Below are 11,673 nucleotides of genomic sequence, written 5' to 3'. Positions count from 1 at the left end.
TATGCATTTGATCTACCATATTAATAGCCAAAACAGTAGGAATTTCTAAATCTTTAATCTGAGAAAAAAGTAACAGATTTCTTTTTAAATTCTCTATATCTGCAACCACTAAAATTACATCTGGAGATTCTTTAATATCTTTTTTAAGTAAGGTTTTTAAAACAATACTTTCGTCTAAAGAAGTTGGATTGATGCTATAAGTACCAGGTAAATCTGTAATAATGGCATTTTGTTTAGCAGATAATTTACATTTGCCCTGTTTTTTATCTACAGTAACACCTGGATAATTACCCACCTTTTGGTTTAAACCAGTAAGTTGATTAAACAAAGAGGTTTTACCTGTATTAGGGTTACCAATTAAAGCAACTTTTATATCGTTTTTAGACATTTATAGATTTGCTTTTAAGATTTGTATTTGCACTGCAGTTTCTTTTCTAATGGCTAAATGACTGCCATTTACACAAATATATAAGAGGTCTTTTAAGGGAGCTACCTGTACCAATTGCACTTCTGCACCTGGTAAACAGCCCATTTCTAGTAGTTTTAAGGGTATTAAATCTAAAGTTTCTTCAGAAATATATCCCATTTCTCCAATACGTAAAGATGCAATTGTGCTCAATATTTTTTATTTGGGGTGACAAAGATAACCATTTAGAATGATTCTAAACAAGTTATTTAGAAGCATATTCTTCTTTTAACAAAACGATGTCTTCTTTTAACTTTTCCATATCTTCTTTTTCTGTGCCATCATAATAACCGCGAATGCGTCTGTCTTTGTCTACCAATACAAATTGTTCTGTATGTATAAAGTCGTTTTCGCCTCCATCACCTTCGTCTAAAACTGCAAAATAACTTTTTCTTGCCAACTCATAAATATGAGTTTTAGGTCCTGTAGTAACATTCCATTTACCTTCGATAACGCCTTTTCTATTGGCATATTCTTTTAAAACTGAAACACTATCTATAACTGGAGTTACAGAGTGTGATAGAAACATAATATCATCGTCATTTTTATAATAATCTTGTAACTGACTCATATTATAAGCCATGGCAATACAAATGGTTTGGCACCTTGTAAAAAAGAAATCTGCTACATAAATTTTATCCTTGTAATTATTATTAGTGATAATGTTTCCATTTTGGTTGATTAATTTAAAATCTGCAATGGTGTGGTCTTTGGTAATGTGTTTCATAGAAAAATCTACCAAACGCGGATTTACATCTGCAGGACTGTACACTTTCAGTTTTTTATCAACCTTTAATAAATGATAAAAAACAGGAATAGCAACTGCCGAAAATACTGCTAAAAAAATAAGTGTAGGAATCGATTTTTTAAAGAATTTAATCTCCATAATAAGCGTTTGTATTGCAAAAATACAACATAAAAAAACGTGAAAGAAGCTGGTAAATCGATAATGTATGTAAAATCTTTGTTAAAATAAAAAAGCAAACTTTAATAGTTCTTTTAGAACTCTCTTTAAAACCGTACATTTGTGCGTTTTTTAATTATGATTTAACGCTGAATGGAAATATTAATAAAAGCATCTCAATTTATACTAAGTTTATCTTTATTAATTGTTTTGCATGAAATGGGGCACTTTATCCCTGCAAAATTGTTTAAAACCAAAGTAGAAAAATTCTACTTATTCTTTGATTACAAATTCTCTCTTTTTAAGAAAAAAATTGGCGAAACCGTGTATGGTATTGGCTGGATTCCTTTAGGTGGATATGTAAAAATATCTGGAATGATTGATGAAAGTATGGATACCGAACAAATGAAACAACCTGCACAACCTTGGGAGTTTCGTTCTAAACCTGCGTGGCAACGTCTAATTATAATGCTGGGTGGTGTTTTTGTAAATTTTGTATTAGGTATTTTTATCTATATTATGCTAATGTGGGCTTATGGAGAAAAATATTTACCAAACGAAAATGTAGTTGATGGTGTTTGGGTAGAAAATGAGTTGGCAGAAAATTTAGGCTTGCAAACTGGTGATAAAGTTTTAACTGTTGATGGCGAAAAAATTAAGAAATTTAGAGGTTTATCTTTAGAATTTATTAACGGAGAGAACTATCAGATAGAAAGAAACGGACAAATTTTAGAAAAAGAAATTCCAGAAGATTTTATTTCTCAGTTAATGGATAGAGGTAAAGATGCTGGTCCATTTTTATATCCAAGATATCCTTTTGTGGTTGCTGGTATTACAGATGAATCGCCCAACCTTAAAGCAGATTTAAAAACAAAAGATATTATTATTTCTATAAATGGTACTTCTATTAAGTATTTTGATGAAGCACAAACTGAACTAGAAAAATATAAAAACCAAGAGATCACAGTAACCGTAAAAAGAGGTACCACTACTAAAGAGGTTTCTTTAAAAGTTACAGAAGATGGTAAACTTGGTGTTGGCTTAGGGCAACTTTCTTTTAAAGATTTAGAAAAATTAGGTTATTATAAATTAGCAGATGTAGAGTATTCTTTTTCTGAAGCCATACCTGCTGGTTTAAAAAAATCTTGGAAAACATTAACCGATTACGTTAAGCAATTGAAAAAGATTTTTAACCCAAGTACTGGTGCTTATAAAGGTTTGGGTGGTTTTATTTCTATTGGAAGTATTTTTCCTGCAGAATGGAGTGCACAATCTTTTTGGACAATTACTGCATTTTTATCTATCATGTTAGGTTTTATGAATCTTTTACCAATACCTGCTTTAGATGGTGGGCACGTCGTTTTTACCCTTTGGGAAATGATTACTGGTAAAAAACCTGGTGATAAATTTTTAGAATACGCACAAGTAGTTGGTTTTGTTTTACTGATAATTCTACTATTATTCGCAAATGGTAATGATATTTTTAGACTGTTTAAATAGCATATTAATACACATCATTAAAAAAAAGCCTCACAAAAATATTATTGTGAGGCTTTTTTACATTTTTATTGATCGATTAATCATGGAAATCCAAAAATATTCTGTGTTACATTTGTCGCAAGCATAACCTCTAGTTCCTGGTATTAATCTAGCAATCCCTTTTCTTTTCATTCTGTGCCTAGACACAGATTTACATCTTGGACAGGCTTTCATAATATACTAAGTTTTTTTGTTAGATGCCTGCAATATAGTAAATTAACATCTACCATAGATACGTGTAACTACGTATTTTTAATATTATTAAATTGATGGGTTTTTACAATGGCTTGTTCGTTTTTCCAATCTATCCAAATTTGACCTTTTATTCTGCGCATAACATTGTCAATAGTTCGCATAATAAAAATGTTGTAAATGGCTTTTCCTAAATTTTTAGGTTTGCGTGCAATGGCTCTTAAACTCATAGAAAAACCTGGTGTAATGTATTTCATATAATGCCAATAACCTTCTGGCATATACAATACTTGCCCATGCTCTAAGTTGGTAATGTATCCTTTTGCTTTTTTTAAAGCGGGCCATTTTTTAAAATCTGGATTCGAAAAATCGATATCTTCTCTTGTAATTAAAGAATGTGGAATTTTATATAAATACTTATTTTGCTTTTGGTCAAATAGAATTACTTCTTTTTTACCTTCAAAATGAAAATGAAAAATATTTGCCAAATCTATATCATAATGCATAAAAGTGTACGAATCTGTACCACCAAAAAACAGCATTGGCAAACCTTTCATCAGTTTTAAACCAAAATCTGGGTAACTAAAATCTTTTTGTAAAATGGGTACTTCTTTTAAAATATTCCAAAGAAATATTCTGAATTTCGTAGGTTCTTTTTTTAACAAATCTACATACTCGCTCATTTTCATAGTAGCATGTGGCTCATTAAAACCATCTTTGTAGTCTACAGGTCTATCATCATACAAAGGTACAGTTTTGTCTCCTGCAACCTCTTTCATGTATGCTAAATTCCATTTTTTATACGCAGGCCAATCTTCTATAAAATTTTCTATTACCAATGGCTTTTGTGGCTTGAAATAGTTTTTTATAAAATCTTCTTTGGTGATTGTTTTTACTCTATCTATTTGCGATAAATTTAAAGACATGGCATTTTTTTTAAGGGGCAAAGTTAAGAAATTGTAACGAAATCATTTTTATAAACAGAAAAACCATCACTCAGAAAATGAATGATGGTTTATACATTATTTTATTAAAATTTATTCTTTGTCAGAAGATTTGGTTTCATTCACCACTTCTGCATCTTCTGTGGGTATGTTTTTTCCTTTTAAATAATCTGGCAATTGCATACCTGCCATATTAAACATTTCTTGCAAAGGTGGTACAGATTTGTACATCCCAGAAATAAAGTTAGAAGTAGAGGATTTACCATCTTTACCACCACCATTTTCCCAAACAGTTACTTTATCTATTTTTATGTTTTTAATAGCTTCTGCTTGTGTTTTAACCAATTCTGGTAGTTTGTCTGCAATTAATAACAATGCTGCGTTCTGAGAATCATTACCTGCTGCTTTTACAATTTCATCTAAACCAGCAGCTTGTTTGGTAAGTACTTCATACAAACCTTTTGCTTCTGCTTGTGCTTTTAAATAAATAGCATCTGCCTCTCCTTTTGCAATTCTTCTAATGTTTTCTGCTCTTGCTTCTGCATCTATTTCTACTTTACGTTTGTCTATTTCTGCAGGTACAATAACATCTGCTAATTGAGACGAACGTTCTCTTTCTGCTCTCGCCAATTCTGCTTCTTGTTCTGCTGCATACGATTCCTTTAAAGCGTTTGCACTTTGTACTTTTTCTGATGCAATTGCTGTACGTTCTGCTTCTGCCTCTCTTTGTCTTCTTAAAGAGTCTGAATTTGCAACTGCAATTTTTGCGGTATTTTCTCCTTCTACAGCTTGTGCATTTGCTGCTGCAACTTGTGTTCTTTCGTCTTGTACTGCATTTGCTTCTCCAATAGAACCATCTCTATTTTTTTCTGCAACCGATTTTCTCGCGGCGTTAATTGCATGTGCTGCTGCTTCTTTACCTAATGCTTCTATATAGCCAGATTCGTCTACAATATCTGTAATATTTACGTTGATTAATTTTAAACCAACTTTTTTTAATTCGGTTTCTACAGATTGAGAAATATTGGTTAAAAACTTATCTCTATCATTGTTAATTTCTTCTATATCCATAGAAGCTACCACCAAACGTAACTGACCAAAAATAATTTCTTTTGCCAATTCTTGAATGTCTGGTAAGCCCAAACCGAGTAATCTTTCTGCAGCATTTTGCATTACACCAGGTTCTGTAGATACACCAATGGTAAATCTACTTGGTACGTTTACACGAATATTTTGCTTAGAGAGGGCATTTACCAAATTTACTTCTATAGACATTGGTGTTAAATCTAAGTATTCGTAATCTTGAATAACAGGAAAAATAAACGCGGCTCCACCATGTATACATTTGGCAGATTCGCCTCCACCAACTTTTCCGTACACTACTAAAATTCTGTCTGAAGGACATCTTTTATAGCGTTTTATCATTGCAATAAGTAAAATAAATACGAATAGTATTGCAATTCCTATTCCTATTAAGCCTGCAAATGGGCTTGTTTGTAAAATAATTAAGTTTAGCATAGTAATTTTGGGTTTTTAGGTTCTATGGTTAATGGTTCTATGGTGATATTATCTGGTGCTACAATTAAAACTCCGTTTGCTGTAACATGTACTACTTTTATAATTTCGCCTTGTTTTAAATCTGAGTGATGGTCTGTTAAAGCTTCTAACTCTCTTAAAGCGCCTTGTATTTTAACTTGAATTTTGCCTGTTTTAGATCGGTTTGCGCCTATGGTTAGATACACTTCGCCAATTGCGTTTAAAGCATTGTGCATTTTTAAGGTGCCACTAGATGTTAATTTGCTGATATAATAAAACAGTGCTGCCATTACAAACATCATTAACAAACCACAAGCAATAGAAATAATAATTGTAGTGGCTTTAGTATTTCCTGCATCTATACTTGCAATACCACTCCAACCAAAAATGGTAAAAAAGGCAACCAGGTTTTTAAAGGTAAAAAATTGAAATCCAGCACCAGAATCTGCATCTATTTCGGCGTCTACATCATCAAAATCATCTGCTTCTGCACCCATTAATGTGGTTACAAGCACAAATAAAAAAAAGAGTGTAGAAATTCCTGTAAGAATCCAATATGTTTTTTGAAAAGAGGGCAACTCTTGAAACCATTCTATCATAACAAATTATTTTTAAAGTGACTAAATATAGAAATTTTTTACTGAATAAAACACGTTCTTTTATCAATAAAAATCGAACTCTAGTTTTTTAAAATACTACTTAAAAAGTACTTACAAGTAGTTCTTTTTGTAACTTCAAAAAAAGAAAAATTAGTATAGAAGTTATAAAAACTGTAAGAGTTATACTTATTAGTAGCAAAAAAATAGCTTTTGTTACAAAAAATATATTTTAGCAAAAAAAGAGGCAGTTTGAAAAGTCTTTAATGATGTCATTTTGAGCGTAGTCGAAAAATCTAAATAACTGATGATTAATAGTAAAAGATTTCTCCACAAAGTCGAAATGACAGCTACATTTTCTTTTCAGAAAGCCTTGTAAAAAAAATAAGTTAATTGAATTTTTTTTAAAAATTATAACGCAAACCAAATAAAACATTACTTGGTGGCATTGGCACAAAGCCAGATTCTATGTAATCTGCATCGAAAATATTGTTTGCTGTAATTGTAAAATTGAATTTATGAAAATCTACAATAATAGAAGCATCCCAAACATTATAGCTTGTACCCACTGTTCTTTCTGCATGTTTGTAAATGATATTTTGACGAACATTTTTAAACAATCTCGATGAAAAACGTGTTATAAATTGATGTTTCAGCGTATTTAAAGAATAACGAGATAAGTCTTTTTTTTGATCTAAAATATCATCATTTAAATAGGTGTAACCAAAATTTAAAGTTTGATTATAGCCTACTAATTTAAAGTTATAATTTCCTTCAATTTCAAAACCTTTTGTGTTTACTGCTGCAATGTTTTCTGCTGTAAAAACGCTAACACCTGTATTGGGTCTAATGTAATCTATTAAATTATCTGAATCTCTATTAAAAAAAGCAACGGAACCAGAAAATCGATTGGCGTTATATTTCAAACCTATTTCTTGTGCAAAAGCACTTTCTGGTTCTAAATTTGGATTCCCAGAAGTTGCAGGATCACTATAATACAAATCTGTATATGTTGGTACTCTAAAGGTATAGCCCACATTACCATAAGCTTTAAAATTATCAGATAATTTTACACCTAAATCTAAGCCAGGAAAAGCATTTACATCAAAATCTGAAAAATAACTTACAGCAACACCTGGTGTTACATCAACAAAATCACCTAATTTAAAACGATGTTCTAAAAAGAAATTTGCCATGGTTCTATTTCTATCTCCTAAATTATTACTGCTAATAGAAAATCTAGAAATATCGATTCCGAAACCAGTTACACCCAAATTAGATGTATAAGAAACATTGGTTTCTGCACCAATTTTATTAGTAATATGTAAGTTTCTGAAAAAAATAGGGTCGTTTCTTTTTAGCAAGAAAATATCTTGACCTCTTCTCCAATAAACTCTTGGTGTAATTTTAAATTTATCGGTTCTAAAAGTGGTAGAAACTCCTAATAAACTATTTTGTGTTTCTTCATATTCATTCCAAGCAGGGTTTGTGGTATAAAAATTTTCTGCTCCGAATTTTTTATCGAAAAAAGTACCAATCACTTCAATGGGTTGTTTTTTCTTGTTTAAAACAGCTTTTATAAAATAATTATTGTTGTTGTAATCTGAGTTATTACGGTACCCGTCTGAAGTTAAAGCACCATAATGTACTATAAAAGAGGAGTTTTTAAACTCTTTTCCTGCAGTTACAGAATAATTTAACTGCCCAAAAGAACCTGCCTCTACATTTACTGAGGCTATACTTTGTAATTTCTTTTTGGTAACAATATTTATAGCACCTGTAAATGCATTTTGCCCAAAAACTCTTGCTGCTGGTCCTTTTATAATTTCAATTCGCTCAATTACTTCTATAGGTAAAGCTGCGTTTAATGTGTGATGACCTGTTTGTGCATCGTCCATTTTTATGCCATCAATTAAAAGCAATGTTTGATCAAAACCACCGCCTCTAATATATAAATCTGCTTGACTACCTGCTGTACCTCTTCTTCTAATATCTACACCTGCAACTTGTTGTAACAAATCTGCAACGTTAGTAGCTGCACTATTTTTTATAGCTGCTTTTGTAACAATATTAATGGTTCTAGAGTTTTCTTTAAAAGGCAAATCTATTCTAGTAGAAGTAATTACAATCTCTTTTAAAGTATCTGATTTAATCCTGTTTTCTTGTGCATTTAATTGAAATGCGAAAAATAAAGAAACAATTATAAGGCCAAATTTAATTTTCATAAATGATGTTTTCATTAGACTGCAAAAGTCGTAACTTTCCGGACGATAAAAATAGTCCAGTTTAAAAATGAATAATAGTCCGGTTTTTGAATTATTTGAACAATTATTAAAATTTGATGCAACTGCAACACAACCTATTTATGTTCAAGTTGCACAACAAATAATAAATATAATTCAACGAGGTTTTTTAAAAAAAGGCACCAAATTACCAGGAACTCGTGCTTTGTGTAAAGTTTTAAAGGTACACAGAAACACAGCTGTAGCTATTTACGATGAATTGGCTTCACAAGGTTGGGTAGAAATCATCCCCAATAAAGGAACTTTTGTAATTGAAACTGCTATTAAAAAAAAGCCCTTAAAATCAATTTTATCTCAAAAAAATAACCCCTATGCTTATGCAAAAAACACAGGTTTTCCTTTTCAAAAATCCTTTCACTTAGCCTCAACCATACAAACCACCAATGCAAAATACAGTATAAATGATGGCAAACCAGATTTACGTTTGCATCCTGTAAACGAGTTTACAAGATGGTACAGTGCTGCCATGAAACGTAAAACGTTAATCAAAAAATGGAATAGACCCAATGAAAATACCTATTCTTTGTTTCAAACGCAGTTGTGCAATTATTTAAATGCTACAAGAGGGTTTTACATCAATCCAAAAAATATTTTAAGTACCAGAAGTACAGAAATGAGTTTGTACATTGTTTCTCAACTTTTAATAAAACCAAAAGAGCTTGTGTTAGTGGGCGATTTAAGTAACTACGCTGCTAATATGATTTTTCAACAAGTAGATGCTTCTATTAAAACTGTACCTGTAGATAAAGATGGTTTGGATGTGAATTTCATCAAAAAAAACTTTGCAAAAGGACAGATTAGATGCGTATATGTTTGTGCCCAAAGAGATTACCCAAAAACAGTAACTTTAAGTGCAAAACGTAGATTAGCTTTGGTAAAACTGGCAAAAGAATATGGGTTTGCTATTATAGAAGATGATTTTGACTACGATTTTCAGTTTGATGGTGCTGCTATGTTACCAATGGCAAGTGCAGATACTGATGGAATGATTATTTATTTGGGGAAATTAGGGCAATCTTTATTTCCAAGTTTTCAAACAGGGTTTGTAATTGCACCAGAAAACATAATTGCAGAAGCAGAAAATTATTTGTACTTATTAGATGAACAAGGAGATTTGATTCAAGAACAAATGTTATCTGAATTGATTTATGAAGGGGAAATTTACAGATTGATGAAAAAAAATATTGTGACCTACAAACAAAGAAGAAATGCTTTATGTCAGCTTTTGCAACAAAATTTTTCTGAAATTGCAACTTGGACAGTTCCTGCAGGAGGATTAGCTCTTTGGTTAGAATTTAATCTAAAAATATCTTTGGTAAAATTAGCAGAAGAAGCCGAAAAAATTGATTTATTTATCCCAAAAACAATATTATATCAAGATAAAAATAATTGCGCCATTCGTTTTGGTTTTGGGCAATTGAATTTGGATGAATTGTCTATTGTAATTAAAAAGTTAAAACTTGCTTATCAAAAAATAGTCTCTGAAAATAAAAAAAAGAGTATTTTGCTTAAGAAAAAAGATGAATGATAACTACCAAATTTTAGCTGTTTTTGAATATTCTACAGAAGCGCATGTTACCAGATCTAAATTAGATGCTGAAGGTATTACAACGTTACTAATGGACGAAAAAACAATTGATACGGATCCGTTAGTAAGCAATGCCATTGGTGGTGTAAAATTACTAATACATAAAAATGATTTTGAAAAAGCTGCAAAAATTTATAACGAAATTAGAGCTTATCAAAAAGACAAAAATGGAAACCAAATGGTTTGTGTTAAGTGCAACTCTCATAGAATTTTAGTAGCACCTGCACAGAGAAAAAACGTGTTTTATATGTTGTTTCCTTTTTTTGAAAAAACAAGACATATTTGTAACGATTGCAAAACAATATTTTAAAAAAGTATGTATTTGAAGCAGCATTTATCATCATTTTTATTTGTAAATAAAAGATAAAAATTAAAAGAAAAGTTTTAATTTGCACACTCATGGAAAGCTCAAAAAATTTAGTCTTTTTTACACCTAAACCTTCTAGTATAGAAGGTGCTTTTTTAATAGATTCTGGTATCTCTGCTGGTTTTCCAATACCTGCAGAAGATTTTGAACAAGACAGAGTGTCTTTAGATGAAGAACTTGTAAAAAATAAAAACACCACATTTTTTGCAAAAGTAAAAGGGCAATCTATGATAAATGCTGGTTTAGATGACAACGATTTGTTAGTCATAGACCGAAGTTTACAACCAGAAAACAACAAAATTGCTGTTTGTTATTTAGATGGCGAATTTACCGTAAAAAGATTGCGTGTAGAAAAAAATGAAGTTTGGTTACAACCAGAAAATCCTGATTATCCTATTATAAACATTACAGAAGAAAACGATTTTGTAATTTGGGGTATTGTAACCAACGTAATTAAGAAAGTATAAATCAACCAAAAACAAAAACTATGGAAAACACTTTTGAAAACAAAACATTATTGATAGAATCTACAGATGCAGTGCGTGTAGCTTTCTATAAAAAAACATACGCGCACGTTGCAGGTGGTGTTTTATTATTTGTATTATTTGAATATTTACTATTACAAAGCGATGCTATTGTAAACTTTATGCTTTCTATGTTAGAAGGTTGGCGTTGGCTTGTAATGCTAGGTGGTTTTATGCTAGCAACTAATTATGCAGAAAGTACTATTATGAAAACTTCCGACAAAAACGTTCAATATATGGCATTTGCTTTATATGTTTTTGCACAATCTATTATATTTGTACCACTTTTATATCTTGCCATTTATTATACAGAAAGTGCAGATTTAGTGCAACAAGCAGCCATTGTTACTTTGGCTTTGTTTGTGGGTATTTCTGCCATTGTATTTATCACAAAAAAAGATTTTTCTTTTATAAAAGCAGGTTTAACAATAGGCTTTTTTATTGCAATGGGTTTAATTGTTGCAGGCGCTTTATTTGGTTTTAATTTAGGTTTATGGTTTTCTGTAGGGATGTGTATATTAGCAGGTGGCTCTATTTTATACCAAACATCTAACTTGGTTAACAAATATGGAACAGAAGATTATATACCAGCTTCATTGGGTTTATTTGCCTCTTTAATGCTACTTTTTTGGTATGTATTGTCAATTTTTATGTCTAGAGACTAATACATTATTGTAAGAATATAAATTACTCAGACCTCACAGATTTTAGAAC

At 30.9% G+C, this 11,673-nt stretch carries 12 protein-coding genes; 5 read left to right on the top strand and 7 right to left on the bottom strand.

What is annotated here, in order from left to right; translation table 11 throughout:
• From ACTG3S_RS12075 to ACTG3S_RS12065, 3 genes are all read right to left on the bottom strand, one after another.
• Window positions 1-388: FeoB small GTPase domain-containing protein (locus tag ACTG3S_RS12075; protein ID WP_439129602.1), on the bottom strand; the 388-nt coding region annotated here is incomplete at its 3' end.
• Window positions 389-619 carry a FeoA family protein gene (locus tag ACTG3S_RS12070; protein ID WP_439129601.1) on the bottom strand — a complete coding sequence of 77 codons (231 nt, stop codon included), beginning with the start codon at window positions 617-619 and terminating at the stop codon, window positions 389-391.
• Window positions 620-671: 52 nt separating this feature from the next.
• The gene (locus tag ACTG3S_RS12065) at window positions 672-1,352 is read right to left on the bottom strand and encodes an SCO family protein (RefSeq protein ID WP_439129600.1); all 681 of its coding nucleotides are present in this window, start codon (window positions 1,350-1,352) and stop codon (window positions 672-674) included.
• 171 nt (window positions 1,353-1,523) lie between these two features.
• Between ACTG3S_RS12065 and rseP the strand changes: the two genes are divergently transcribed.
• A complete protein-coding gene (rseP, locus tag ACTG3S_RS12060) occupies window positions 1,524-2,870 on the top strand; it encodes an RIP metalloprotease RseP (RefSeq protein WP_439129599.1) in 1,347 nt (448 codons plus the stop codon).
• 281 nt (window positions 2,871-3,151) lie between these two features.
• Here the strand turns inward: rseP and ACTG3S_RS12055 are convergent, their stop codons facing one another.
• From ACTG3S_RS12055 to ACTG3S_RS12040, 4 genes are all read right to left on the bottom strand, one after another.
• A complete protein-coding gene (locus tag ACTG3S_RS12055; RefSeq protein WP_439129607.1) occupies window positions 3,152-4,027 on the bottom strand; it encodes a cupin-like domain-containing protein in 876 nt (291 codons plus the stop codon).
• Between the two features lie 111 nt (window positions 4,028-4,138).
• Complete coding sequence (locus ACTG3S_RS12050; protein ID WP_439129598.1) at window positions 4,139-5,563, bottom strand: flotillin family protein; 1,425 nt, start codon at window positions 5,561-5,563, stop codon at window positions 4,139-4,141.
• Window positions 5,557-6,180, bottom strand: coding sequence for a hypothetical protein (locus ACTG3S_RS12045; protein ID WP_439129597.1), 624 nt, complete (start codon window positions 6,178-6,180; stop codon window positions 5,557-5,559). Before ACTG3S_RS12045 ends, ACTG3S_RS12050 begins: the two co-directional genes overlap by 7 nt.
• A gap of 401 nt (window positions 6,181-6,581) precedes the next feature.
• Window positions 6,582-8,402: a TonB-dependent receptor plug domain-containing protein gene (locus tag ACTG3S_RS12040; protein ID WP_439129596.1), complete on the bottom strand. Its 1,821-nt coding sequence runs from the start codon at window positions 8,400-8,402 to the stop codon at window positions 6,582-6,584.
• A gap of 67 nt (window positions 8,403-8,469) precedes the next feature.
• Between ACTG3S_RS12040 and ACTG3S_RS12035 the strand changes: the two genes are divergently transcribed.
• The 4 genes from ACTG3S_RS12035 to ACTG3S_RS12020 all read left to right on the top strand — a co-directional run bounded on the left by ACTG3S_RS12035 (window position 8,470) and on the right by ACTG3S_RS12020 (window position 11,624).
• Entirely contained in the window at window positions 8,470-10,008 is a 1,539-nt protein-coding gene (locus ACTG3S_RS12035; RefSeq protein ID WP_439129595.1) for a PLP-dependent aminotransferase family protein, read from the top strand.
• A complete protein-coding gene (locus ACTG3S_RS12030; protein WP_439129594.1) occupies window positions 10,001-10,378 on the top strand; it encodes a DUF2007 domain-containing protein in 378 nt (125 codons plus the stop codon). The genes ACTG3S_RS12035 and ACTG3S_RS12030 overlap by 8 nt, the downstream gene beginning before the upstream one ends.
• 89 nt (window positions 10,379-10,467) lie before the next feature.
• Window positions 10,468-10,902 (top strand): LexA family protein, encoded by a 435-nt coding sequence (locus ACTG3S_RS12025; RefSeq protein WP_439129593.1) that lies wholly within the window; start codon window positions 10,468-10,470, stop codon window positions 10,900-10,902.
• Window positions 10,903-10,922: 20 nt separating this feature from the next.
• The gene (locus tag ACTG3S_RS12020) at window positions 10,923-11,624 is read left to right on the top strand and encodes a Bax inhibitor-1/YccA family protein (protein ID WP_439129592.1); all 702 of its coding nucleotides are present in this window, start codon (window positions 10,923-10,925) and stop codon (window positions 11,622-11,624) included.
• Window positions 11,625-11,673: the final 49 nt, after the last annotated feature.

The organism is Polaribacter sp. (assembly GCF_965656025.1).
Lineage (GTDB): Bacteria > Bacteroidota > Bacteroidia > Flavobacteriales > Flavobacteriaceae > Polaribacter.
The sequence above is the reverse complement of the archived record's forward strand: the minus strand, read 5'-3'. Positions and strand labels throughout refer to the sequence as shown.

What these genes read in the sequence shown, in the direction of transcription:
- ACTG3S_RS12065 (WP_439129600.1), bottom strand. Translation starts at nt 1,352, where the DNA reads ATGGAGATTAAATTCTTTAAAAAATCGATTCCTACACTTATTTTTTTA.
- rseP (WP_439129599.1), top strand. Translation starts at nt 1,524, where the DNA reads ATGGAAATATTAATAAAAGCATCTCAATTTATACTAAGTTTATCTTTA.
- ACTG3S_RS12055 (WP_439129607.1), bottom strand. Translation starts at nt 4,027, where the DNA reads ATGTCTTTAAATTTATCGCAAATAGATAGAGTAAAAACAATCACCAAA.
- ACTG3S_RS12050 (WP_439129598.1), bottom strand. Translation starts at nt 5,563, where the DNA reads ATGCTAAACTTAATTATTTTACAAACAAGCCCATTTGCAGGCTTAATA.
- ACTG3S_RS12045 (WP_439129597.1), bottom strand. Translation starts at nt 6,180, where the DNA reads ATGATAGAATGGTTTCAAGAGTTGCCCTCTTTTCAAAAAACATATTGG.
- ACTG3S_RS12040 (WP_439129596.1), bottom strand. Translation starts at nt 8,402, where the DNA reads ATGAAAATTAAATTTGGCCTTATAATTGTTTCTTTATTTTTCGCATTT.
- ACTG3S_RS12035 (WP_439129595.1), top strand. Translation starts at nt 8,470, where the DNA reads ATGAATAATAGTCCGGTTTTTGAATTATTTGAACAATTATTAAAATTT.
- ACTG3S_RS12030 (WP_439129594.1), top strand. Translation starts at nt 10,001, where the DNA reads ATGAATGATAACTACCAAATTTTAGCTGTTTTTGAATATTCTACAGAA.
- ACTG3S_RS12025 (WP_439129593.1), top strand. Translation starts at nt 10,468, where the DNA reads ATGGAAAGCTCAAAAAATTTAGTCTTTTTTACACCTAAACCTTCTAGT.
- ACTG3S_RS12020 (WP_439129592.1), top strand. Translation starts at nt 10,923, where the DNA reads ATGGAAAACACTTTTGAAAACAAAACATTATTGATAGAATCTACAGAT.